Here is a 23,418-nt window from a genome sequence, read left to right as displayed (position 1 = left end):
TGATAATGTTGGGTTTCGTTCCTCAACCCAACCTACATTTAATTATCAATGACCAATGACAAAGGACAAATGACCAATGACCATCGAGGAATTGAAAACTCAAATTAAACGCCTCAACAGCAAAGCAGGTCAAATGAAAATGGATCTGCATGATTTAGCAGAGGGATTGCCAACAGATTACAAACAACTTATGGATGTTGCGGCGGCAACTTATGAAATATATCGACAACTAGATGAGTTAAAGCAGCAGCTAACAGAATTGGAGGGTAAATGAGTAAAACTATTGATGAATTCAAAAAATTAAATGATGCCGAAGAATATTTTCAATTCTTTGAATTACCTTACGACCAAAAAATTGTAAATGTAAATCGTCTGCATATATTGAAAAAGTTCTCGCAATATATCCAAGAAATTGACGAACAATCTGCTGATTTAACTGCTGAAGAAAAGCTAAATCAATATTGCTTGGCTTTGCAAAAGGCTTACGAGGTATTTCTCGAATCAACACCCCAAGAACAAAAGGTGTTCAAAGTCTTTAAAGACAAGCCTAAAAATGTAATTACGCTGACAGAACTCTCTTCTGATTAGGAGGTAAATAGTGGTTAACCTAACTCCTACCGAGTTAGAACGTTATAGTCGCCAAATGATGCTCCCTAATTTTGGCGAAGCGGCTCAGAAGCGCCTGAAGTCAGCGACAGTATTGGTTACTGGTGTGGGAGGATTAGGTGGTACAGCCGCGCTTTACTTAGCAGTAGCAGGCGTTGGTAAGCTCATTCTAGTCCGGGGTGGCGATTTACGCCTTGATGATATGAATCGTCAGATTCTGATGACGGATGACTGGGTAGGTAAGCCAAGGGTATTTAAGGCTAAAGAAACCTTGCAAGCTATCAATCCTGATATCGAAATTGAAGCGGTTCATGATTACATTACCCCAGAGAATGTAGATTCTTTGGTACAGTCCGCAGATATGGCGTTAGACTGCGCCCATAATTTTACAGAACGCGATTTGTTGAATGCAGCTTGCGTGCGCTGGCGCAAACCAATGGTAGAAGCTGCAATGGACGGGATGGAAGCTTACCTGACAACGATTATTCCAGGTGTAACTCCTTGTTTATCTTGTCTGTTTCCCGAAAAGCCTGATTGGGATCGGCGTGGTTTCTCGGTGCTAGGTGCTGTTTCTGGGACATTGGCTTGTTTGACGGCGTTAGAAGCAGTCAAGCTGATTACTGGGTTCAGTCAGCCTTTATTGTCACAATTGCTGACAATAGACTTAAACCGGATGGAATTTGCCAAGCGTCGTTCATACCGTGATCGCTCTTGTCAAGTATGCGGCAATAATGCACCTTGGAGATACTCGCAATCTCCATCAATGGAAACCACCAGTAATTTTACAACTTAATAATAAAGGTCAATAGTCATTGGTCAATGGTGAGTCAGTGCGGTCTTGGGGGTTTCCCCCATGAGCAACTGACGTTAGCGCAGCGTTAGCGACGCAGGAGCGTCACCCGAAGGGTCAATAGTGATCTTTAAACTCTGGATTTTTGACTATTGACTAAATTATCAAATTCTAAATCAGAACAATCAATCGCTACAGATTAGGAGATTGAATGACTGTTACTTTAACAGAAAAAGCAGAATTTCGTTTGCGGGCTTTCCTGCGAGGTTCCGGTTCCGATGAGACTAGTACTAAAGGTATCCGAATCTCTGTCAAAGGTGGCGGTTGCAATGGCTATGAATATGGCATGGATGTTACCAGCCAACCTCAACCAGATGATTTAGTAATTCAGCAAGGTAGTGTGCTGGTTTACGTCGATGCCAAAAGTGCGCCTTTATTAGAAGGAATTGTGATCGATTTTGTCGAAGGGGTGGTAGAAAGCGGTTTCAAATTTACCAACCCTAATGCAACTAGTACCTGCGGTTGTGGCAAATCTTTCCAAGCAGGAGACTGTACGCCTACTGGTGTTCCTTGTAGCTAAAAGAAGAATCTTTTAGTGTCAAATCAACCATAGAGGCTTTCCGTAAACGTACTCCGCACCAAATGTCAGAGACACTAGCTACAACTCATCAAATGCAGTGTCTTCCTATTCATGCTTTCTCGAAGAGGAGACTGACACACTTCGAGAATTAACCGAACCGTAATGAGGAGAATCGGAAAATGGCTACCTATCAAGTAAGATTAATCAACAAAAAGGAAGACATCGATACCACAATTGAGGTGGATGAAGACACTACAATTCTGGACGCAGCAGAAGAAGCTGGTATTGAGTTACCTTTTTCTTGCCATGCAGGTTCTTGCTCTAGCTGTGTAGGTAAAGTTACAGAAGGTGAAATTGATCAATCCGATCAAAACTTCTTAGATGATGAGCAAGTATCTAAAGGATTTGCTTTATTGTGCGTTACCTATCCTCGCTCTAACTGCACAATTAAAACTCATCAAGAACCTTACCTCGTTTAAGTAGTGCTTTAGTTGCTATTTTTAGCAATTAATAAAAGGATGAAAGATGGAGAAATTTTCTTTATTTTTCATCCTTTAAACTTTATTCTGATGGTGAAATACATATCCCTGGCTTTAAATAAGTCGGGGATATTGTATATACAGCTTGTAAATTACATATTGATTATTCGACAGCAACGATAACATCTGATGCTTTAATCACAGCATAAGCTTGTTTCCCTTCTTGCAATTCCAGTCTATCGGCTGATGATTTAGTAATAATAGATACCAGCTCTATCCCAGGTGCTAATTCTAAAGTTACTTCGGTATTAACAGAACCAGTTACAATCTTTTTAACAGTAGTTTTGATTGCATTACGCGCGCTAATTTCCATGTTTTATTTCCTTTTGTGAGATACTAGTTCCAAACAATACCAACTTTTTGGAATTAAAAAGGAGTTTTTTATAATTTCTTTATAAATTAGCAGATATAATTTATACAAAATAAGTTGACTAAGCGATCGCAAATAAAAATACTCCACTAGAAAGAGATATTTCATCCTAAGAAGTAGCAAAATTCATATCCAATGGTTGATTTATTTGTTTAAAATTTTTATACGTCAACTACAGATGTAAAAATTAACTTTACAAACTAAGTATTACTATTAGCTTATATAAAACTTAAGTCTTTAAATGCAGATTTGTTTACAACATAAGTTTTAAAATTCAAATGTATTCTTTGCTGCAATTTGATAATTTTTTGAGTTAATTAACTCATATCGTTATGAGAATACACACTTGTTTATAGAACAAACTTATCAGAGTGATAATATATAAGTAAGCTAAATTGTTGCTAGTGAACCAAACTTCAGCAGCAAATGATTACAGGGTTATCGAAGACGTTTCTACCTAAATCCTGGTACATCTGAAAGTTAGGCAGACGATGCGATCGCTTCAACAATATATTAGGGAAATGTGTAAATCTTATACTGATAATTGATGATTCTACTAAGTATAACTTAGGGTTAATACTGCGTAATACCTGTGTCTAATTTTCGTAATGCTTAAACTAAGCAAACATAGTTTGGGAATAAGTGCAGCAGTTTAGAAATTCCCTTACTTGCAATACATAAGGAGCAGGAATTATGCGAGCCAAACATATTATGACTCAAGATGTAGCTACCATTCGCGGCTCCGCTACAGTAGCAGAAGCAGTGAAATTATTAAGGCTCAAACAACTGCAAGAATTGATTGTGGAACCTCGTCATAGTGGTGATGCTTACGGCATTGTGACTGAGAGTGATATTGCAGGCAAAGTGGTTGCTTATGGAAAAGATCCTCAAAGAACTTATGTTTACGAAATAATGAGCAAACCCTGTGTCACTGTAGATCCTGACCTTGATTTAGAATATGTTGCAAGGTTATTGATTAATACAGGGATGCGGAGTGCGCCTGTCATCCGAGGTGAATTACTTGGGATGATTACTATCAGCGATATTATCCATAAAGGCGACTTTGTAGATAAACCAAAACTCCTATTCTTGCAAAAAGAGATATATAAAGCTGTCTCCAACGCACGGGCAATTTCTGCGAACTACGGTGCAGACTCTAAACGCACAATTGAAGCTTGGGATTTCGTAGACGAACTCGAAGCTGAAGCTGGTTTTTATGGCGCACCCAAGCAAGATAAATCTTCTAGAGAACTATTCTCTGAAGAACCCAAACCAATGGTATCTGGGGAACAGCCAAACCAAACTATGAATGCTGTCTAAATGAGAGCATCTGAGAATTATTAAACTTTTGATCCCCCCTAGCCTCCCTTAAAAAGGGGGGAACCGGAATCAAAGTCCTCCTTTTTAAGGGGGATTTAGGGGGATCTACAAAATTAAAAAATTCTCAGACAACCTCTAACTATAAATTGACAGTATTGTCAAAAAGTTTTTTGTGAATGGTGGGCATTGTCCACCATTATCTTTTATTAGTCAATTGAGGCAATTTATGAAGCAGCACAGTCAACAACGTTTAAGTAAAACAACTTGTGAATGGTTAATAGCAAACAATTACAATCCTGAAAATTTAAATCAGCCTGGAGAAAATGGTGATACAGCTTTGATGAAAGCTACTAGGCAAGGTATTTATTCAGTCGTTCAAGAATTAATTAGTGCAGGTGCAGATATTAATGCCAAAAATAACGATAATAACAATGCCTTATGGTTTGCTTGCTTTGGCAACCATTATGAATTAATTAGTTTGCTTTTAAAAATGAAAATAAATATCGATAATCAAAACGATAATGGGGCGACTGTTGTAATGTATGCAGCTTCAGCAGGCAAAGCAGAAGTGGTTAAGTTACTTTTACAACACCATCCCAATTTGGATTTAAAAAACTTAGACGATTACAAAGCTATAGATTTTGCCAGCACCGTCGAAGTTTTAAGGATGCTGAAAGATGCTACAAAATGATTTATCTAGCAAAAACTTTCATCAAGCGACTAAACATTCTTACTTATCAGTGCAGCTTGATCCTAATTATGTAGACTCTACAACTCAACCATATGCTTTTAAGAGATATCCAAAATTTTATCGCAGGCTGCAATTAAATCTCCATCATCCAATCCACTCATTCATTTACTTAACAAGTGCAATCACCCTAGAAAAGACTTATAAGGATGTAGCCTACAAACTCCGTGTAAATCCCTCAGCAGGTGGGCTATATCCAACAGAGATTTATGTACAAATTCGTGGCATCCCGGAAATAGTTGATGGCATCTACCATCTAGAAGTTGAGAATAATTGTCTAACTCTTATCTATGAATTAATCGATGATGGCTTAGAAAGTTATATTATACAGGGCAAATGTATCAAAGGAATCATTTTTTTAATTAGTTGCGTTTATTATAGGTCTAGTTGGAAATATAAAAACAGAAGTCTGAGATATTGCTTTTTAGATAGCGGACACCATTTGGGTACAATTGCCGCATCGGCTGATCTCCATGACAAAAATATCCAGCTAATGTTTGATTTTGATAAGTTAGCTCTTAACTCTGACTTAGGTTTTGAGAATAAAGAGTTTGTGACTGCTTGTGTTTTATGTGGGGAAGTAGAAGAAAAGCAGGTGAGACGCTTAAGGCTGAAAGTTCCTTTTGTGAGTGGTACAGATTATTTTGAAGCTAATCAATTTATTGAGGATGGCTATCAAGTAACCGCTTTACAAAAGAGTCCAAAACAACAGCTAGAGCATCCCAAGTTTAAGTTTGACAAGGATAAATTTTATCAAACTGTTTGGCATAGACGTTCAAATAGACGTTTCCGGAAACAGTTGATTTCTCAAGAAGATTATTTCAGGATATTGTCACAACTAAAGCAAGCAATTCCCACAGAAAGTTGTGCAGCAATCAAAGTTTATTCAGTCGTGCATCGAGTAGAGGGGATATCCCCTGGGTTATATCAAAAACAATCATCTGATTAAAAAGTGGCGATTTTAGCGAACATACTGGTTATTTGTGCATTAATCAGGCTATTGCGCGTGATTGTGCAGTAACTTTGTTTTTTGTGTCTGACTATACAAGTTATCAAACCGCTATGCAGTTAGCAGGTTTTTTAGGACACAGAGTTTACCTGAGTAGTAATTACTTGGGGATACAATGTAGCGGAATTGGCGCGTTTTATGACGATGAAACCCAGAGTTTCTTAGAAACAAAAATGGATATTCTCTACGCAATGGCTATTGGCAATTAAGTAGTTTTGTAAGTAGAGATGGCTAGGTATATGTTCTGTTACAACGATGATTACGATTACCGTCCAATGCAACCGTCATCGGCAGATATTATTTTACGGCAACAACTAGAGCATTCTATTAGTAAATACTTTTATGAAGCGTGCGATCGCACAATTCAAAGTCTTCTTTCTCATTGTCGCTGGTATGTCACCAGTGATGCTAGTGCGATGACACTAGTAATTGAATGTCCCGACCCTGTTACCAACTGGCGAGTTTTACAACAAATTGTCGCAATGGGGACATTACTCCAGTCAATTGTGAGTAGTGCAAAAATTCGCGTTTGTCCTCCCGAAAGCCAAGGTATACCTTTTGAAATGAGGGTAGATGAAATTGCTGTTTACCGTGACATGGCTGGCTAGAAAGATGTATGAATGAGGAGAGTAGTAAAGGTCAATTAAATATTAATAATTGACCATTGACCAATTACAAATAATTGTAACTACCTCTTCAAAAACTCGGTCAGCCGCACGTTGAATTACAGGACTTAACTCTAGTCCAAGGCTAAGATTTGCCGCCTCAATTAAATAAACTGTCACATCTTCAGGAAACTCATCTTGAAATATTTTTCGTCCGGCGGCTAACGCATTATCCCAACGAAAATCATGCAAGTTATAACTGGGTTCCGGTAAAGCTTCCAATTCTTTACCCGGAACCTTAAATATTGCACCCGCTTCAGAATTAGTTGAACTAGCATCAATAATTACTAATTTTTTACTACCTCTAGCTTGAAACATTACCTCCATCCCTGCGGTTCCACAGTCATACACACGCACATGGGGGTGAGGATTTTCGGCTAGATATTGTTGTAAGCGTTGGGCGATAATTACACCCACCGCATCATCGCAGCGATTAAGATTTCCGCAACCGATAATAGTTAGCATAAATTACTAATTGTGCAAGTTGAAAGCATATTTTAGCTTGTGTTGGAGATAGGTGAGCGATCGCGCCTAACAAAAGACAATGACAACACCTCTAAAATCCTTCTTTGCGCCTCCGCGTGAGATAAAAATAGAACCAGTAATTTATCTACCAAAGATTTCATTGCCAAATCATTGTAACTAGTAGCAACACGGGGATGTTCTGTTCCTAACCGACTTATTTTTAATTCTAAAGCTTTTTGATATAAGGATTCAGCTTTACTATACTGTCCTGCTGCATAGTAGAGTGTTGCCAGATTACTGAGGCTAGTGGCGAAATAGAGATGTTCTGAACCATAACGATGTTTAATTATTTGTTGACACTGAAGCAAAAAAGGTTCTGCTTCTTTATATAATCCTTGTCCTTGATAAAACCAGCCTAATCCAGTAAAAGCCCAAATTAAATCTTCATCTTTAATAAATGCTGTTAGATTATCAGTGGCTTCTACTAAATGAGGAATTAGAGGAGTGAGTTGTTGAATCAAATCACGGGTAGGCTGTTGGGGGATTTGCTTGGTGACTTCTACCATTTGCGCGGTAAAAACTGTCTTCACCTCATCCGCCTCGCTTGACTCATCCAATTTCATCTGAAAATATTGCCGAATTAGTGGATGTAAACGATAAATTCCTTGACTTTGGCGTTGTAATAAATGCAGTTTGAGTAAATCAGCAATGGCTGTCTCCCAAATTTCTTGCAGTTCATCATCTTCAATTGCTTCCACATTAAAAGGAATGTCAGCCAAAGCATATAAACTTAGCCAACAACCCGCGCCTTGTGCATTCTCATCTAACTGTTCCCAACTCAAATCAAAAGCTTCAGCCACACCGTACTTATATTCCATCAACGGGTTAGCCTCAGCCATTGCTTCATGTTCCAGCCGCTTTTTCTCTAACCGCTTCAACAGTGTTTGCAGTGATAAATCTGGCATTGTATCCAGATATCGTCCCACCAACTCTAAAGCCAAAGGCAGATATCCCAAGAATTTACAAATTTTTCTCGCTACCCAAGGCTCATTTTTTAATCTTTCTCTGTCCACAAGCGACTTTAATAGTTTCATCGCCGCCAATGGTTCTAGAACACGAAGACTTACTTGTGACAGAGTTCTATCAAATTCCAGGCGGGTTGTGAGCAAAACTTTAAACTTAGATGAGTTTGCAGGTAGATAAGGCTTAACTTGGGTTTTGTAGTCTGTGACATCATCAAACACCAGCAAAACATCTCCAGCATCCCACCTATCCCAGCAAAGTTTTACCCTATCTACTAATTCCCTATCATCGGGTGCAATAAATTTAAACTTCGCTTCTGCAAATCTGAGAATTTGAATCCCAACATCAATACCTGGTGCTGATAACCAGCAAACTCCACCAGGATAATTTTGCAAATTTTGTTGAGCATACTGGGTTGCAAGTTCAGTTTTCCCAACGCCACCCATCCCAGCCACGGCGACAATAGCAACTTGCTGCGATTTTTGTATCATCTCGTGCAGTTGTTGTAATTCCGCCTCTCTCCCGACAAATCTTTCCCAAGGTACAGCCTGGAGGATATTGTGCTGAATTTCTTTTTTCGGCTGTGTCTCATCAACACCGTTATATTTTGTTGTCAGGTAAGCCTTTAATGTTTCCAGTTTTCCACGTTTAGAAGTAGCTAACTCAGGACAACTCTTAGCAAACTTGTCATAAACCTCAGTCATACGCTTTTTGAACGCCGCCGCACTGATATTAATGTCGCTGGCTAGTTTCGCTTCACTTTTACCTGAGTTTTCCGCCTGCAACCTGACTAAAAATGCCGCCGTTTGCTCTGGGGATAATTCATGAGTAGCCGCTTCTTGTCTTAAAAACTCAACCCATTGCATAGACAGCCTGAAAAAATTTACTTGATTCTACTTATCTTCTATTTTGCTTCTACTTTATCTCTATTTCCCAGGAATCTCCGGCTGTGATGTCAAGAATACGATTTATACAGTCGAGTTTTTCACAAAGTTCACTATGAATAACACCTCTACCAACTCCCAAACTTCACAGTTAATCCCCGCAACTTCCCCAGTAATTGAAAAACCTTCTGCTTGGATGCGCGATGGGTACAGTCCAACAGAAATCATTCTTGCAGCAGCGATTCTTACTTCCTTATTAATGGGCGGAACGGCTACTGTAATTATGGCAATGGTTGAGTTAGTCAAAACTGTAGTCCCAAGCCAAAAAAGAAAGTAGTCGCTTGTTAATTACTAGCGCCATTAGCCAGTGAGTTTAATCACTGGCTAATGGATATACTTTATGTCATCGAGAATTGATATAACCATTGTGGCGATCGCACAACAGCCGTAAATCTACCTGTAGTAGTCCGATATAATATTGTGTCATTCTTTGTTTTCCTAACTGGAGAAACCAATGGGTCGCGCCAAAAAGGTTGTCTTAGCATATTCAGGTGGTGTAGATACTTCTGTGTGCATTCCTTACCTCAAGCAAGAGTGGGGTGTGGAGGAGGTGATAACTCTCGCCGCAGATTTAGGCCAGGGAGATGAATTAGAGCCAATTAAAGAAAAGGCTCTCAAGTCGGGTGCTAGTGAGTCTCTGGTAATTGATGTCAAAGACAGCTTTGTAAAAGATTACGCTTTCCCGGCGATTCAAGCTAACGCACTTTACGAAAATCGCTATCCCCTGGGAACGGCGCTGGCTCGTCCCTTAATTGCCAAGATATTAGTAGAAGCAGCAGAGAAATATGGTGCTGATGCGATCGCACATGGTTGTACTGGTAAGGGTAATGATCAGGTACGCTTTGATGTTTCTTGTGCTGCCTTAAATCCCAGTCTCAAAATTTTAGCACCGGCGCGGGAATGGGGTATGAGCCGCGAAGAAACCATCGCCTACGGGGAAAAGTTCGGTATCCCCGCACCTGTGAAAAAGTCTTCGCCTTACAGTATTGATAAAAACTTGCTCGGCCGCAGTATTGAAGCGGGTGTGTTGGAAGATCCAGCCGCCGAACCCCCAGAAGAAATTTATCAGATGACGAAAGCGATCGCTGATACCCCCAATGAGCCAGAATATATTGAAATTGGTTTTACTCAAGGTATCCCCACTACTGTCAACGGTCTAGCTAAAAACCCCGTTGAATTAATTGAAACACTCAACGAGTTAGCAGGCAATCATGGCATCGGTCGCATTGACATGATTGAAAACCGCTTGGTCGGGATTAAATCACGGGAAATCTACGAATCGCCAGCAATGTTGGTGTTAATTCACGCACACCGCGATTTAGAAAGCTTAACTTTAACCGCAGATGTTACCCAATATAAGCGCGGTATAGAAGACACTTATACCAAATTGGTTTACAACGGTTTGTGGTACAGTCCCCTCAAAGCTGCTTTGGATGCGTTCATTCAAAAAACTCAAGAACGTGTCTCAGGAACAGTGCGGGTGAAGTTGTTCAAAGGTAACGCCACTATAGTCGGTCGTTGGAGTGACAACACACTTTACACACCCGACTTAGCCACCTACGGCGCTGAAGACCAATTTGACCACAAAGCAGCCGAAGGCTTTATCTACGTTTGGGGTCTTCCCACCCGTATATGGGCGCAACAAGATAGATAATTATTGTTCTAACAGGATTTTGATCCCTTTGAGCCTGCCATTAAAAAGGCTACAGTGTACACACAAGTCTTACTCAAGTTGCCTAGTAGCATTTTGATCCCCGCTAACCCCCCTTCAAAAGGGGGGAACTAGAATCAAAGTCCCCCTTTTTAAGGGGAGCCACTGCGTTGCGGAGGTTCCCTCCGTTGTAGCAAGTGGCGTGGATTTAGGGGGATCTCAATTTTTTTTGTTACTCACAGGATAACTTTTAAAACATCCTCTAAATACATACTGAATTAAATGTTTTGCATTCACTGATTTTCAACACATCGGTGAGCAAATCTATGCTTTTTGTTACGGAATTATAGCCAAAAAAGATAAGTTATGTATGATATGTTAGGGATTTTAAATTATGCCAATAAATATTAATATTTAAAACATGATACCCTTACAGGGACTGATTTCTAAGGAATATTCTGAGTTAAAAATAATGCTGAGAAACAGCAATAATTGATACAACTGCTAATTTTTGAAAACTAGTCTTCATTACAACTTTAAAATTTAATTGGCGGCACAATGGGGGCAGAGAAAGATTATTAAAAACTTGCGCTCGGAGACGAATAATGGTAGCGATCGCAGAAAATGTTCAGCATCGGCTTACTGTCCAAACTGTAGAAATTGCCCCAAACACCACGGCGATTCGCTGTCTTGACTGGGATCGCGATCGCTTCGATATCGAATTCGGACTGCAAAACGGTACGACTTACAATTCCTATTTAATTCGAGGCGAACAAACAGTTTTAATTGACACTTCTCACCAGAAGTTTCGCCAACTGTATTTAGACACCCTCAAAAGTATCGTCAACCCCAAGACCATTGATTACATTATTGTTAGCCACACAGAGCCAGACCACAGTGGCTTAGTGGAAGATGTATTGCAATTAGCACCACGGGCTACGGTGTTAGCTTCTAAAATTGCGTTGCAATTCTTAGAAGGTTTGGTACATGATCCTTTTTCCAAGCGAATTGTCAAAAGTGGCGATCGCATTGATATTGGCAAAGGTCACGAAATAGAATTTGTGAGTGCGCCTAACTTACATTGGCCTGACACCATTTTTAGTTTTGATCGCAAAACCCAAACCATCTATACTTGCGATGCGTTTGGAATGCACTTTTGTGATGATCGCACCTTTGATGAAGATTTAGAAGCGATCGAAGCTGACTTTAGATTTTATTATGACTGTCTGATGGGGCCAAACGCGCGATCGCTGCTGAATGCGATGAAGCGGATGGGCGAACTCGGCAAGATTAAGATCATCGCCAACGGTCACGGGCCTTTACTTTATCATCATCTGGATATTCTGACTGAGTGTTATCAAAGCTGGAGCCAAAGACAAGCCACAGCCGAAACCAGTGTTGGCTTATTCTACGCTTCTGAGTATGGTTATAGCGATCGCCTCGGTCAAGCCATTTCGGAAGGGATTCAAAAAACTGGTGTGGGTGTAGAGTTTCTCGACATCAGCACCGCCGAAGCTCAAGAAATTCAAGAACTTGCAGGTAGAGCAGCTGGCATTATCATTGGGATGCCTCCTTCTACCTCCGTCGCCGCCCAAGCTGGTATTAGTTCTTTAATATCAGTTGCTAAAGACAAACAGTTCTTTGGATTGTTTGAATGCTTTGGTGGGGATGATGAACCAGTCGATACCCTCCGCCGGAAATTCATCGACTCTGGTGTAAAAGAAGCCTTCCCCGCCATTCGGATTAAAGAAGCTCCCACCGCATCTACATATCAATTGTGTACAGAAGCCGGCACAGATTTAGGGCAAATCGTCACCCGCGAACGTAACATCAAGCAAATCAAAGCTCTTGATGTGAACATGGAAAAAGCCCTGGGCAGAATTAGCAACGGACTGTATATCGTCACAGCTAAAAAAGGTGATGTTAGCAGTGCCATGTTAGCTTCTTGGGTCAGCCAAGCCAGCTTGCAACCATTAGGATTTACAATTGCCGTTGCCAAAGACCGTGCCATTGATGCTTTAATGCAGGTAGGCGATCGCTTCGTGTTGAACGTCTTAGAAGAAGGCAACTATCAAGAACTCAAAAAGCACTTCCTCAAGCGTCTACATCCCGGTGCTGATAGATTTGCAGGTGTGAAAACCCAAACCGCCAAAAACGGTTCACCCATTTTGACAGATGCCCTGGCATATATGGAATGTGAAGTGCAGAGTAGTATGGAGTGCAGCGACCACTGGATTTTATACTGCACAGTCCAAGATGGTCGTGTTTCTAAACCCGATGGCTTAACCGCAGTCCGCCATCGCAAAGTCGGTAATTACTACTAAATCAAGTCTGAAGTCTGAATTATGAAGTCTGAAAGATGAATTGTTATGACTTCACACTTCATACTTCAATACGGTTCGGTTAAGATCCCCCCGCCTACGGCGACCCCCTTAAAAAGGGGGTAAAAGATAATTTTCAGCCCCCCTTTTTAAGGGGGGTTGGGGGGATCTCAAAATACTAAAAAGTTAACCGAAGCGTATTGAGTAACAGACAACGGCATAAAAAGACTTTCCTATTTCCAACTTCATACTTCATACTTCATCATGCCTTTTTCAGATTTTATTCAATCCGTTAAAGCTCGGTTTTTGCCCTTTTTATCTCAACATCAACCAACACCTATGAGCGATCCCAAACCCCGTGACGTACAGGTTTCTCCCATTGCGACCAACACCAAAGTTCTCAGAGCGCGTAGTCAGTCACGTTTGCGGTTTGAAATTGAATACGCATTAGAAAGAGGTACAACCTCTAATTGTTATCTGCTTGAAGGTGATAAAACTGCAATTATTGACCCACCTGCTGATACTTTCACAACCATTTTTTTGGAAGCCTTACAGCAGAACATTAATTTGAAAAAATTAGATTACGTCATCTTGGGACATTTCAGCCCCAACCGGGTGGGAACTTTAAAAACATTGCTGGAAGTGGCTCCGCAAATTACCTTTGTTTGTTCCCTTCCTGGTGCGGCTAATTTAAAGGCAACTTTCCCTGATGATAGTTTAAATATTTTGGTGATGCGGGGGAAAGAAACCCTCGATTTAGGCAAGGGTCATGTACTGAAATTCTTCCCCACGCCTAACCCTCGCTGGCCAGAAAGTCTCTGCACTTATGACCAGCAAACTCAAATTTTGTTCACAGATAAACTTTTTGGCGCACATATCTGCGGTGATGAAGTTTTTGATGACCACTGGGAACAAATCAAAGAAGACCAACGCTATTATTACACCTGTTTGATGGCTTCCCAAGCGAAGCACGTCGAATCAGCTTTGGAAAAAATTTCTGATTTCCAAGTGCGGATGTATGCAGTTGGTCACGGGCCGATTGTTCGCAGTAGTTTAATTGAACTGACCAAGGCTTATAGCGACTGGAGTCGTTCTCAACGAAATCGAGAAATCTCAGTGGCATTATTATACGCCTCAGCTTACGGTAATACTGCCACATTAGCACGAGCGATCGCTCTCGGATTAACTAAGGGTGGCGTTGAAGTTCAATCGATCAACTGTGAATTTGCTACCCCCGATGAAATCCAAGCCGCAGTGGAGAAATCAGACGGTTTCATTATCGGTTCACCTACCATCGGCGGTCATGCACCTACACCCATTCACACCGCTTTAGGTATTGTTTTGAAAGTTGGCGATAACAACAAAGTTGCGGGTGTCTTTGGTTCCTACGGCTGGAGTGGCGAAGCTGTAGAAATGATTGAAGGTAAGTTACGGGATGCTGGCTATCGTCTTGGTTTTGAAACTTTGAAAGTTAAGTTCAAACCTGACGATGTTACCCTCAAATTCTGCGAAGAACTCGGTACAGACTTCGCCCAAAACTTGAAAAAAGCAAAAAAAAATCCGTGTTCCTCAACAAGCTGCAACCCCTGTAGAACAAGCCGTAGGCGCATCGTTGGTTCAGTTTGCGTGATTACCGCCAAGCAAGGCGATGTTTCTACCGGGATGCTTGGTGCTTGGGTATCGCAAGCTACCTTTAACCCACCGGGTTTAACTGTAGCGATCGCCAAAGAACGCGCCATAGAATCTTTGATGTATCCTGGTGGTAAGTTTGCCTTAAATATCCTGGCAGAAGGCAATCACCAGGAATATATGAAGCATTTCCGCAAGAATTTTGCCCCTGGCGAAGACAGATTTGCTCAATTTACCACCACTGCGGCCGAAAATGGTTGCACAGTTTTAACCGATGCACTGGCTTACGTCGAATGTTCTGTTGAGCAACGTATGGAATGTGGCGACCATTGGGTAGTTTATGCCACCGTGGACAACGGTAAATTAATTAAGCCGGATGCTGTTACAGCAATTAATCACCGCAAAACAGGTACTCATTACTAACAATTTTCTCTTTCCCTAACCGCCCTGCGGATATTTACAACCAAAGCCGGTGCTGAAATTATTCTGGACAGCACTGGCTCTTTTTTATCTATAGGGATTTTTACTTGGCTAGAATACAAATTCATCTGCGTTTATCTGCGTCCATCTGCGGTTAATTATTTTTCGGCGTTATATAAATGCGGGATGATTTATCTCACGCAGAGGCGCAGAGGCGCAGAGAGAATAAGGAGTTGACAGGAAGTAGAGTCTTTCCCCTTGCACCCTGCACCCTGCCCCCTGCCTACACAGTGATAATATATCTTTTTAGTTGGGAGTTCTAATGTCCAACTGGGGCTTTGGCTCCTGCGCCACCCTTGCCTAAGAATAGCAACAAAGGTAAGGAGCAAAGAAACGCCACACCTACAACTCGAAAAATATCTGCAAATGACAAAACAGCAGCTTGGATATTTACAGTTTGTTCAAGTAAAGCCAATGCTTGTGTTTGGGCTGTGGTTGCATCCATTCCTTGACTCTGCATTGCGCCAGTGAGCATATCGAGGCGCTGATTGGTTTCAACATTATAGGGGCTGAGATCGGTTAACAAAATAGCACGGTGAAAAGCTTCGCGTTTATCTAGCAAAGTTGTGAGTATGGCAATGCCGATGCTACCACCAAGCTGTCGTGTCAGGTTGTAAAAGCCAGAACCCGCAGAAATATCTTGTTTGGGTAGCGGCCCCAAGGTCGCTAAACTCAGAGGTAAGAACATCAAGACTGTGAAAGCTCCCCGCCATACTAAAGGCCAGAATAAATCATCTGTACCTGTTTGGACAGTGAGTTTTGATAAGTCAAACATCACAAAGGCTGTTCCCACACCACCGATCGCAATCAATAATCGGGCATCAATTTTGGTGGATAATTTGCCTAAGAGAATCATCACAATTGCTGATGCTAACGCCCCAGGAGCCAGCAATAACCCTGTTTGTGTAGCGGTGAAATGTAGGATACTTTGAGCAAAAATCGGCACGGCGAAGAGTGCGCCATAAAGTCCCATACCAACAATTGCTGATAAAAAGCTTCCCGCCGCTAAAGAACGATGACGTAGTACTCGCAACGCCACAGCCGGATGAGATGTTTTTAATTCCCACCAAATAAATAGCCCTAATCCAATCACACTGGCTACTGCCAAACTAATAATGAACCCAGATGCAAACCAATCTTCTTGTTCGCCTTCTTCTAAAAAAGTTTGCAGACAGCCAATGGCAATTACCAATAGCCCAATTCCTAACCAGTCTACAGCTTGATTCTGGGTTTTACTTTTGTTGTCTGGGGGCAGAAACATCACAGCCATCACAACTGCTAAAATCCCAAAGGGAATGTTAATGAAGAAAATCCAGCGCCAGCCTAAAGCATCGGTGAGATAGCCGCCTAAAGTGGGGCCGATGGCTGGGCCTGATATTACTCCTACGCCAAATACTGCTTGTGCTAAACCTTGCTCGGCTGGGGGAAAGGTTTCAAATAAAATGGCTTGCGCTTTGGCTAATAGTCCACCACCAAATAACCCTTGAGCAATGCGCGATAAGATGAGCATCTGTAAGTTAATTGACAGTCCACAGACTACGGAAGCAGCTGTAAAGCCAATCAGGGAAAAGATAAAGTATGTCTTTTTGCCAAAGTAATCTCCTAACCAAGCAGATAAAGGAATTAAGACGACGTTGGCGATCGCATAACCAGTTACTACCCAGCCAATCTCACTCACGGTTGCTCCTAAACTGGCTTGCATAGAAGTCAAAGCTACGTTGACAATACTGGTATCAATTACTTCTAAAATTGCGCCCAAAGATGCTGTAAAAGCGATCGCCCATTTCAGCCTTCCCTGTACATAGCCAGCTTGGTTGAAGGTAGAAGTTTTAATATTAGCCATTTTGAATAGCAGTGATATTTAAATTTAGAAATTTTGAGACTTAGCTTTGATTTTTTTCTCTCGTTTATAATACGAGACTGTATCGTATTATATTAAGATAAGTCAAGGGTAAAGTTTGGTAAACCTAAAAAAAACTGCCTCAAGATAGATAAAGCTGCAATGGCGATATTTGATGTCAGAAGTTTGAGACTAACGCGATTATGAATAAGCACATCAGTTCACCCGGAAGACCACGTAGTATCAATGCAGATCAAGCCATTCTGCAAGCAACTCTGGAACTGCTGGCGGAAGTAGGATACCAAAGTATGAGTATGGAAGCGATCGCCATCCGGGCTGGAGTCGGAAAAGCGACAATTTACAGGCGTTACACCAGTAAAGAGGAACTTGTTGCAGATGCGATCGAAAGTGTGCGAGAAGATGTACAAATACCTGATACTGGTAGCTTTTGGGGAGATATGGATATTGTGATTGATCATGCAGCCCAGAGAATCCAGAGTCCCCTGGGCTGTCAGACACTAGCTTTAATTATTAGTACAGCTTCTAGTAATCCGCAGTTTGCTCAAGTCTACTGGAAAAAATATACAAAACCTCGACGTGATGCCTTTGCCGAGGTGCTGCAACGCGCTAAATTAAGAGGTGAAATTCAACCAGATGCCGATATTGAATTGATTATTGATTTGGTGAGTGGGTCATTATATTATGCGATCGTCTTTAAACCAACACCAAAACCACTGGCAGCTTATATGCGTCAGACTATGGAGCTAATTATTCAAGGTGTTGGCAAAAATTGACAATAGAAACTTTTGGACTCGATATTCTATTGATTGATTTTGACTTCTGAATTATTCAATTAATTGCTTGTTAGTTTTTAAGAATATTTTTAGGAAGGGCATTATTTAGTATGTAATGCCCACTTGACGAACTATTAGAAAAAAGCAAATAGATTAGTCAAAATCGCCTCTAAAGTTCTCAAGTTCTCGTCTAACTCGTCTAGGTGCGTTATCGTAGTCTACTTCTTGACATCCCCTTCTACCTCGGAACCAGTAATAGCCATCAGTATTGGTGACGTATCTATCTCTGGGACAAGCATACAAAACTCTAGGACGACGTTGACCGCCACTGATAAATTCAGATGCTTCACTGTCTAGTTCTTGGAGTAAAGTAGAGTTTTCACTCATGATTTTTCCCTCCGTTTTGACTAATTTGGTTAATTTTGCAATGAATAACAAAACAAATGTTTATTCTGCAAAGACTTAATATTTTCTGGTTGTAGTTTAAATAATTTGCTAGTAATATATCGTCCTACTATATGTATAATCAATTGAGTAAAAATTAATTCCCTAGATAGACGTACTCCCAAAAATCAGCGATCACACAATTTAACATTTGGTAAATTAGGCTTTTCTATGCTTAGATATTTTTAATCGACTTATTCCCAAGACTTCCAACGCACGTATGGACGAGAAGCAACTAGCTCCTTATATGCAATTCCAATATACGGTGTCCCATTAACTGACTCATTGATAATAGCTGGGAGATCGACACGAAAATAAACCTTTCCATTTCGGAACTGGAAATTATAAAAGCGAAATTCCTGCGAGTTAGCACTACCGATACAAGATGCGTAAGATTCACGAAGTATTGCTTCATATTCCACAAATCTCTCACCAGATGCTACCAATCTTGCAGGATTTGCAATTGGTCTAGTATCGGCAACAACAGTGTATTCCCCACCACCTTCAGAGAGAAGTGAAATAGCCCAAAGTCCAACTGTCTTAGGACATGTTCCTGTTTGAGATTTGATCTCAAGTATGACATTTGGTTTAGATAGTGATGACTCACTAGCCGTTGTAGTTTCACTCTTATTGTGAATACAGGCAGTTAATATCCCTAAACTGATGATTGAAAAAACTAGGAATAAGGTCAGACTTTTTATACTTTTGGCAGACATTTTTATAGCTCTCTTAATAAGATTTATTTGATAAGCAACAAGATACTAAATGTTGTAACACTAAAACATTTATCCTATTTGATATTAGTATTTATTATGAATAGTTACATCAACAAAAAGTTCCACATTTTTTGATAATTGCATCTAGACTGCCTTTATCGCAGTGTCTGCCGTCAGCAGATTTAGTTTCAAAGCTCTTTGACATCGATTTGACTCCAAGTAATTTTCCATCAAGAAATTGAATTCATCTGATTCATCTTGCTCTGAAATCAAATTCATTTTTTACACTGTCTCTACTCACTCTCTTCTTTGATTTGTCAAGTTTTTTTATACCAAATTAGATGAGCTTACCCTGATATTTTTCACTAACCAATGCCATCCATGTATAGCGATCGCCTATAGAATCAAATTCTGGATCAAGTTTCATCGGTAGTCTGATGCGCCAAAGCTTTTTGTGTAGTATTTGCCAATTAGGATAGAGCAGCTTAGGCAACATTTCTTGATATTCAAGCTCAGATATCTCAAAAGCTTTCCAGCTAAACTTGGGACTCATCCCACCACCAGCCCAACCCCTGAGCAGAAGAATATTGAGAATATGCAATGGGGGGAAAATATTACAAGCAGTTAAGTTGGGTAAGTCATATAAGAAAGTGGTTAAAAGCTCTTCTCGTTCACCACATTCACATTTACACCAATCTTGTCTAGAATATTTTACAATTCTTTCCATAATTTTTGAAAAGAACTCAGAGTTTAAATATTAACTCATAATTTTTAAGAAATTCAATCGCTTATACTCGATAAGATAACAATTTATCTGGTAAATTGGTTAGAGCGATCGCGCAACTCAATATTTGAGAAGCTTGGCTAAAATTTACTATGTTTGTAGCCAGGATTTTTTGTAGCAACAGTTAACTAATAAATATTAAGATAATATTAAATGAGTACATACAAAATTGCCAAGGAAGATAATGCTTTTGATCTACTCAGATTAATACTTGCTATTTTTGTAGTCATAACACATGGATATCTTATAGGTGGTTACGGATCGTCTGAACCTCTCGCTAGAATAATGGGCTTTAAATCTTCTTTTAATCTAGGAGAGACTGGGGTTATGGGCTTTTTTTCCTTAAGTGGATATTTAATTACTGCCAGTTTTGAACGTTATCGTAATCCTTTAATTTTTATCTATCACCGTTTTTTTAGAATATTTCCTGGTTTTTTGTTTTGCTTGTTATTCACGTCTTTTGTTATCGCTCCAACCATATATGTTTTAAACAATCATTATTTATCTGCTTTCCCTTGGAATGAATCATGTTCATACATTGTAAATAATATTTTTATTAATATTAAAAAAGTGGACTATTGGTAATATTATAGAACAGTCTGCCTACAAAGAATCTATAAATGGAAGCTTGTGGAGTTTATTTCCAGAAGTACAGTGCTATGGGTTCACACTTTTTGTTGGAAGTTTAGGATTATTTAGACAGAATCGAATAATATTGCTTGGAGTTGGTATTGGCATATTTTCTCTTTTTGTACTAAAAAGCTATGACTTAATATATGGCCCTACATTTATGATGCTTGGGGCATTTAACAGAATGCAAGCATATACTTCCTATGTAATAGGTTCTTTACTATACGTGTACAAAAAAAATATAAATATTGATGCAAAAGGTATTATCTTTCTTACGATCATTACGATTTTCCTCCTTAGATTTGGTGGTTATACTGCCATAAGCCCTATATTAATCTCATTAATTCTAATATATGGATTTACTTCTTTTAAATTCAGAATTACTTTCGATATATCTTATGGCATATATATTTACTCGTTTCCTTTTCAGCAACTACTATATAGTCTATTTGGTAACTATTTGCCTATTTATGTGTACTTATTGTTTAGTATTTTAGGTTCATGTATACTAGGGTTATTCAGTTTTTATCTAATAGAGAAACCGTTCATAAATATAAGAAAAATCTTAGATAAGCTAATATCAAATCCTGTTCAATCTTCAATTGATTTTAATTCAAATAAGTAGGATAAAAAGTATTGGTAGGTAGGCGATATATGTCTGTTTTGATTACTTTTGTTACTTATCACCAAACTCAACAAAAGTGCAGAATTGTAGGATGGTGGGATAAGCAAATAACTCATCCCACAAAACTATAAAAATCCATTGTAATTATTAACTACGCTGCCAGATTTTAATGGTTTTATCTAAGCTGGCACTGACTAACATATCACCAGAAGTTGTAAAGGCTAGGGCTGTGACTATATTACTATGTCCGGTAAATGTGCCTAGCAATTCTCCGGTGTTGAAATGCCAGAGTTTAATGGTTTTATCTGCACTACCACTGGCGATAATTTGCTCATCTGGACTGAGAGCGATCGCATATACTCGATCAGTATGACCTTTGAGGGTGCGAATTAATCTACCTGTCTCTAAATGCCAGATTTTAATTGTCTGATCCCAGCTACCACTAATTAACCACTGTCCATCAATACTAATAGTTAGGGAACGCACAATGTGAGAATGTCCAGTTAAACTGTGCAGTGGTTCGATTTCTTGCAGGGTGCTACATTCTGAGAGTTGGGCTGTTTTCCAGACTTTGATTTTGCGGTAACTACCAGTCACCAAGGTTTTGCCGTCGGGACTCAAGGCCAGGGCATGGGCGGCTGTATCATCTAAAGAGAGAGCGATCGCTACCTGACGCTGCATTAAATCCCAAAACAGAACTTTTCGATCATCACCACCAGTCGCTACCATCCGCCCATCTGGGGTAAAAGCAGTACAGCGCACCACACCATTATGTTTGTGCAAGATATCAATCAATTCTGGTGCGCCGACGTGCCAAATTTTCACTGTCGAATCTGCACCAACACTGATTAATGTATGTCCATCGGGGCTGAAAGATATAGAGTTCACATCATCCACTAACCCTGATGCTATCCAAGGCGCTTCAGATAATGTATCAATTAATTCCCCTTTGCTTAAGTCCCAAAGTTTTGTTTCGCCGCGACTCCCACTAGCTAAAATCGGGGTGACATTGCCATTGTGACAACGGGAAGCAAAATCAAGGCAATAAATACCTCTAGTATGACCTTTTAATGTTTGCCAAAATTCCCAATCACCAATGATTTCTTTTTGGGGATGATCTGATGAGACAATTTGAATGCTTTCTGCGATCGCTTGCTCTTCAATTGTTGGCAATATATCTTTTTTAGTAGTCTTTTTCGCTGTGAGTGACTCTAAATACCAACTTAATCCCCCTGCATATAAAAGGCTACTGGGAGTCACATAAGATTTAGTTTCCGAGAACTCCAGTTGATTACTCGGCAAAAACCCAGCAATTACAGCGTGCTTTTCATAGCCTAATTTGCCATTAGAAGGATAAAACAGACACAAGAAAATTAAAACTTGGTGCTGGCGTAACTCATCTTGAGTAACTGTCCACCTAATTTTATCTTTCTTGATACCGTTAAAACTTTCGCCATCAGCAGCATAAACTAACACGCTGTGTTTTGGACTATCCGCTAGGCAGTATGTAAATTTACTTTCGCCGCGTAAATTGCCTTCATCATCTAACACCATATTTTGAATAGTGTCTTGGGGCAACTTTTTCACTATCTTACCCAGCCGTTCCGCCATCACTTGTTCAACAATTTGCTCTCGCAAAAGATAATCTTCTGCTTGTTGTTGAAAGTGTTTGGGATAAGGAATCACCCAATCAGGCGGTTCGGGATATTCTGGCGGTATTGGCGGCGGATTTTTGGCGAGAATTTCGGCTTGTTGGTGCGATAATTCTTGGATTTTTGCCAATGAATCACCCCAAAATGCCATAATTTCGCTGTGACAACCTTTAACTTGACTGTCCAGTAAAGATAGGTCGTAAGTTTTAGGTTTTTTAATACGTTGAAGGAAATCAGCTTGCTGGGCTTGAAGTAAGCTAATCCAATCCATCTGCATTCCAGCGATACAATTTTGCATACCTACGGTAAGCTATACCAACGTAATTACTCAAGTTATATAACTTCTAGTAAAATAAAAATTCGGTAATCTTCGCAGTCTAACAGAACACATTTATGGAGATGTATCTGTAAAGTTCAGTGTGTAAAGATCACCCAAATCTCAGCATAATGATCTAATTGATACCACATTTGGGATCAGCAAGCTTCTTTGAGATTTTGCAAAAAGACTTTTAGTCAAAACTTGCTCCTAAAATCTCAAATCGTTATTGGGTATGAGTTAGATAGAGTTCTATGATGTCCACTAATTCTATCGGAACTAGAGAATGAGATACTGTTTTCTAGAAACAGTAATATTTCTAAAGACTAGTATGATTTAAGCAGAACTGGCGGGTTATTGGCAAAGTTCTTGAAATTTTGGCTGATGATGAATATTTTTGCTAAATTAAGAAGATTATGCTCTAAAAGTAGCAGAAGTGTTTTCCTCAATTGTGTATACTAACAAGCCGCAAAAGTG

At 39.9% G+C, this 23,418-nt stretch carries 23 protein-coding genes and 1 pseudogene; 16 read left to right on the top strand and 8 right to left on the bottom strand.

Going from position 1 to position 23,418, the window contains the following annotated elements:
* Positions 1-76: 76 nt before the first annotated feature.
* The 5 genes from ACX27_RS12115 to ACX27_RS12095 all read left to right on the top strand — a co-directional run bounded on the left by ACX27_RS12115 (position 77) and on the right by ACX27_RS12095 (position 2,455).
* The gene (locus tag ACX27_RS12115; RefSeq protein WP_062292533.1) at positions 77-274 is read left to right on the top strand and encodes a CCE_0567 family metalloprotein; all 198 of its coding nucleotides are present in this window, start codon (positions 77-79) and stop codon (positions 272-274) included.
* On the top strand, positions 271-588 hold the full coding sequence (gene nifW / locus ACX27_RS12110) for a nitrogenase-stabilizing/protective protein NifW (RefSeq protein ID WP_062292530.1): 318 nt from the start codon (positions 271-273) through the stop codon (positions 586-588). The genes ACX27_RS12115 and nifW overlap by 4 nt, the downstream gene beginning before the upstream one ends.
* 10 nt (positions 589-598) lie before the next feature.
* Positions 599-1,399, top strand: a complete 801-nt coding sequence (locus ACX27_RS12105) for a HesA/MoeB/ThiF family protein (protein WP_062292527.1) — start codon at positions 599-601, stop codon at positions 1,397-1,399.
* Positions 1,400-1,607: 208 nt separating this feature from the next.
* Complete coding sequence (locus ACX27_RS12100) at positions 1,608-1,976, top strand: HesB/IscA family protein (protein ID WP_062292524.1); 369 nt, start codon at positions 1,608-1,610, stop codon at positions 1,974-1,976.
* 179 nt (positions 1,977-2,155) lie between these two features.
* Positions 2,156-2,455 carry a 2Fe-2S iron-sulfur cluster-binding protein gene (locus tag ACX27_RS12095; protein ID WP_062292521.1) on the top strand — a complete coding sequence of 100 codons (300 nt, stop codon included), beginning with the start codon at positions 2,156-2,158 and terminating at the stop codon, positions 2,453-2,455.
* Between the two features lie 163 nt (positions 2,456-2,618).
* Here the strand turns inward: ACX27_RS12095 and ACX27_RS12090 are convergent, their stop codons facing one another.
* On the bottom strand, positions 2,619-2,828 hold the full coding sequence (locus ACX27_RS12090; RefSeq protein WP_062292518.1) for a TOBE domain-containing protein: 210 nt from the start codon (positions 2,826-2,828) through the stop codon (positions 2,619-2,621).
* 750 nt (positions 2,829-3,578) lie between these two features.
* On the opposite strand from ACX27_RS12090, the gene ACX27_RS12085 reads away from it, so the two are divergent.
* From ACX27_RS12085 to ACX27_RS12070, 5 genes are all read left to right on the top strand, one after another.
* Positions 3,579-4,205 carry a CBS domain-containing protein gene (locus ACX27_RS12085; RefSeq protein ID WP_062292517.1) on the top strand — a complete coding sequence of 209 codons (627 nt, stop codon included), beginning with the start codon at positions 3,579-3,581 and terminating at the stop codon, positions 4,203-4,205.
* Positions 4,206-4,431: 226 nt separating this feature from the next.
* Positions 4,432-4,896: an ankyrin repeat domain-containing protein gene (locus ACX27_RS12080; RefSeq protein WP_062292514.1), complete on the top strand. Its 465-nt coding sequence runs from the start codon at positions 4,432-4,434 to the stop codon at positions 4,894-4,896.
* Positions 4,883-5,902 carry a SagB/ThcOx family dehydrogenase gene (locus tag ACX27_RS12075; protein WP_235526605.1) on the top strand — a complete coding sequence of 340 codons (1,020 nt, stop codon included), beginning with the start codon at positions 4,883-4,885 and terminating at the stop codon, positions 5,900-5,902. The genes ACX27_RS12080 and ACX27_RS12075 overlap by 14 nt, the downstream gene beginning before the upstream one ends.
* An 83-nt stretch (positions 5,903-5,985) precedes the next feature.
* Positions 5,986-6,171 carry a nitroreductase family protein gene (locus tag ACX27_RS33715; RefSeq protein WP_235526604.1) on the top strand — a complete coding sequence of 62 codons (186 nt, stop codon included), beginning with the start codon at positions 5,986-5,988 and terminating at the stop codon, positions 6,169-6,171.
* Positions 6,172-6,189: 18 nt separating this feature from the next.
* Positions 6,190-6,570 (top strand): hypothetical protein, encoded by a 381-nt coding sequence (locus ACX27_RS12070; protein ID WP_062292510.1) that lies wholly within the window; start codon positions 6,190-6,192, stop codon positions 6,568-6,570.
* 42 nt (positions 6,571-6,612) lie between these two features.
* Here ACX27_RS12070 and ACX27_RS12065 read toward each other — a convergent pair whose 3' ends face one another.
* Positions 6,613-7,092, bottom strand: a complete 480-nt coding sequence (locus tag ACX27_RS12065; RefSeq protein ID WP_062292508.1) for a hydrogenase maturation protease — start codon at positions 7,090-7,092, stop codon at positions 6,613-6,615.
* Positions 7,093-7,124: 32 nt separating this feature from the next.
* The gene (locus tag ACX27_RS12060) at positions 7,125-8,981 is read right to left on the bottom strand and encodes a tetratricopeptide repeat protein (protein WP_235526603.1); all 1,857 of its coding nucleotides are present in this window, start codon (positions 8,979-8,981) and stop codon (positions 7,125-7,127) included.
* A 133-nt stretch (positions 8,982-9,114) separates the two neighbouring features.
* Between ACX27_RS12060 and ACX27_RS12055 the strand changes: the two genes are divergently transcribed.
* From ACX27_RS12055 to ACX27_RS12040, 4 genes and pseudogenes are all read left to right on the top strand, one after another.
* On the top strand, positions 9,115-9,336 hold the full coding sequence (locus tag ACX27_RS12055) for a hypothetical protein (RefSeq protein WP_062292505.1): 222 nt from the start codon (positions 9,115-9,117) through the stop codon (positions 9,334-9,336).
* A 177-nt stretch (positions 9,337-9,513) separates the two neighbouring features.
* Positions 9,514-10,713, top strand: a complete 1,200-nt coding sequence (locus tag ACX27_RS12050) for an argininosuccinate synthase (RefSeq protein WP_062292502.1) — start codon at positions 9,514-9,516, stop codon at positions 10,711-10,713.
* Between the two features lie 602 nt (positions 10,714-11,315).
* The gene (locus ACX27_RS12045; protein WP_062292498.1) at positions 11,316-13,034 is read left to right on the top strand and encodes a diflavin flavoprotein; all 1,719 of its coding nucleotides are present in this window, start codon (positions 11,316-11,318) and stop codon (positions 13,032-13,034) included.
* A gap of 336 nt (positions 13,035-13,370) precedes the next feature.
* A pseudogene (locus ACX27_RS12040) lies at positions 13,371-15,083 on the top strand (diflavin flavoprotein).
* Between the two features lie 316 nt (positions 15,084-15,399).
* Here ACX27_RS12040 and ACX27_RS12035 read toward each other — a convergent pair.
* A complete protein-coding gene (locus ACX27_RS12035; protein ID WP_062292495.1) occupies positions 15,400-16,983 on the bottom strand; it encodes a DHA2 family efflux MFS transporter permease subunit in 1,584 nt (527 codons plus the stop codon).
* Between the two features lie 200 nt (positions 16,984-17,183).
* Here ACX27_RS12035 and ACX27_RS12030 point away from each other — a divergent pair, with 200 nt between their 5' ends.
* Positions 17,184-17,774: a TetR/AcrR family transcriptional regulator gene (locus tag ACX27_RS12030; protein ID WP_062292491.1), complete on the top strand. Its 591-nt coding sequence runs from the start codon at positions 17,184-17,186 to the stop codon at positions 17,772-17,774.
* Positions 17,775-17,927: 153 nt separating this feature from the next.
* On the opposite strand, the gene ACX27_RS12025 is transcribed toward ACX27_RS12030, so the two are convergent.
* The 3 genes from ACX27_RS12025 to ACX27_RS12015 all read right to left on the bottom strand — a co-directional run bounded on the left by ACX27_RS12025 (position 17,928) and on the right by ACX27_RS12015 (position 19,661).
* Positions 17,928-18,161: a hypothetical protein gene (locus ACX27_RS12025; RefSeq protein WP_144427446.1), complete on the bottom strand. Its 234-nt coding sequence runs from the start codon at positions 18,159-18,161 to the stop codon at positions 17,928-17,930.
* Between the two features lie 251 nt (positions 18,162-18,412).
* Positions 18,413-18,934, bottom strand: a complete 522-nt coding sequence (locus tag ACX27_RS12020) for a hypothetical protein (protein WP_062292489.1) — start codon at positions 18,932-18,934, stop codon at positions 18,413-18,415.
* Positions 18,935-19,271: 337 nt separating this feature from the next.
* Positions 19,272-19,661, bottom strand: coding sequence for a hypothetical protein (locus tag ACX27_RS12015; protein WP_062292488.1), 390 nt, complete (start codon positions 19,659-19,661; stop codon positions 19,272-19,274).
* 210 nt (positions 19,662-19,871) lie between these two features.
* Between ACX27_RS12015 and ACX27_RS12010 the strand changes: the two genes are divergently transcribed.
* Positions 19,872-20,303, top strand: coding sequence for an acyltransferase family protein (locus ACX27_RS12010; protein WP_062292487.1), 432 nt, complete (start codon positions 19,872-19,874; stop codon positions 20,301-20,303).
* A gap of 817 nt (positions 20,304-21,120) precedes the next feature.
* Here ACX27_RS12010 and ACX27_RS12000 read toward each other — a convergent pair.
* Positions 21,121-22,923 (bottom strand): WD40 repeat domain-containing protein, encoded by a 1,803-nt coding sequence (locus ACX27_RS12000; protein WP_083468724.1) that lies wholly within the window; start codon positions 22,921-22,923, stop codon positions 21,121-21,123.
* Positions 22,924-23,418 lie beyond the last annotated feature (495 nt).

This window comes from Nostoc piscinale CENA21 (assembly GCF_001298445.1).
Classification (GTDB): domain Bacteria; phylum Cyanobacteriota; class Cyanobacteriia; order Cyanobacteriales; family Nostocaceae; genus Nostoc_B; species Nostoc_B piscinale_A.
Note: the sequence above shows the minus strand (reverse complement) of the source record. Positions and strands in the feature narration are given on the sequence as shown.

Excerpts from the sequence above, each read along its gene's own strand:
- ACX27_RS12115 (WP_062292533.1), top strand. The coding sequence starts at position 77 with ATGACCATCGAGGAATTGAAAACTCAAATTAAACGCCTCAACAGCAAA.
- nifW (WP_062292530.1), top strand. The coding sequence starts at position 271 with ATGAGTAAAACTATTGATGAATTCAAAAAATTAAATGATGCCGAAGAA.
- ACX27_RS12100 (WP_062292524.1), top strand. The coding sequence starts at position 1,608 with ATGACTGTTACTTTAACAGAAAAAGCAGAATTTCGTTTGCGGGCTTTC.
- ACX27_RS12095 (WP_062292521.1), top strand. The coding sequence starts at position 2,156 with ATGGCTACCTATCAAGTAAGATTAATCAACAAAAAGGAAGACATCGAT.
- ACX27_RS12090 (WP_062292518.1), bottom strand. The coding sequence starts at position 2,828 with ATGGAAATTAGCGCGCGTAATGCAATCAAAACTACTGTTAAAAAGATT.
- ACX27_RS12085 (WP_062292517.1), top strand. The coding sequence starts at position 3,579 with ATGCGAGCCAAACATATTATGACTCAAGATGTAGCTACCATTCGCGGC.
- ACX27_RS12080 (WP_062292514.1), top strand. The coding sequence starts at position 4,432 with ATGAAGCAGCACAGTCAACAACGTTTAAGTAAAACAACTTGTGAATGG.
- ACX27_RS12075 (WP_235526605.1), top strand. The coding sequence starts at position 4,883 with ATGCTACAAAATGATTTATCTAGCAAAAACTTTCATCAAGCGACTAAA.
- ACX27_RS12070 (WP_062292510.1), top strand. The coding sequence starts at position 6,190 with ATGGCTAGGTATATGTTCTGTTACAACGATGATTACGATTACCGTCCA.
- ACX27_RS12065 (WP_062292508.1), bottom strand. The coding sequence starts at position 7,092 with ATGCTAACTATTATCGGTTGCGGAAATCTTAATCGCTGCGATGATGCG.
- ACX27_RS12060 (WP_235526603.1), bottom strand. The coding sequence starts at position 8,981 with ATGCAATGGGTTGAGTTTTTAAGACAAGAAGCGGCTACTCATGAATTA.
- ACX27_RS12055 (WP_062292505.1), top strand. The coding sequence starts at position 9,115 with ATGAATAACACCTCTACCAACTCCCAAACTTCACAGTTAATCCCCGCA.
- ACX27_RS12050 (WP_062292502.1), top strand. The coding sequence starts at position 9,514 with ATGGGTCGCGCCAAAAAGGTTGTCTTAGCATATTCAGGTGGTGTAGAT.
- ACX27_RS12045 (WP_062292498.1), top strand. The coding sequence starts at position 11,316 with ATGGTAGCGATCGCAGAAAATGTTCAGCATCGGCTTACTGTCCAAACT.
- ACX27_RS12035 (WP_062292495.1), bottom strand. The coding sequence starts at position 16,983 with ATGGCTAATATTAAAACTTCTACCTTCAACCAAGCTGGCTATGTACAG.
- ACX27_RS12030 (WP_062292491.1), top strand. The coding sequence starts at position 17,184 with ATGAATAAGCACATCAGTTCACCCGGAAGACCACGTAGTATCAATGCA.
- ACX27_RS12025 (WP_144427446.1), bottom strand. The coding sequence starts at position 18,161 with ATGAGTGAAAACTCTACTTTACTCCAAGAACTAGACAGTGAAGCATCT.
- ACX27_RS12020 (WP_062292489.1), bottom strand. The coding sequence starts at position 18,934 with ATGTCTGCCAAAAGTATAAAAAGTCTGACCTTATTCCTAGTTTTTTCA.
- ACX27_RS12015 (WP_062292488.1), bottom strand. The coding sequence starts at position 19,661 with ATGGAAAGAATTGTAAAATATTCTAGACAAGATTGGTGTAAATGTGAA.
- ACX27_RS12010 (WP_062292487.1), top strand. The coding sequence starts at position 19,872 with ATGAGTACATACAAAATTGCCAAGGAAGATAATGCTTTTGATCTACTC.
- ACX27_RS12000 (WP_083468724.1), bottom strand. The coding sequence starts at position 22,923 with ATGCAAAATTGTATCGCTGGAATGCAGATGGATTGGATTAGCTTACTT.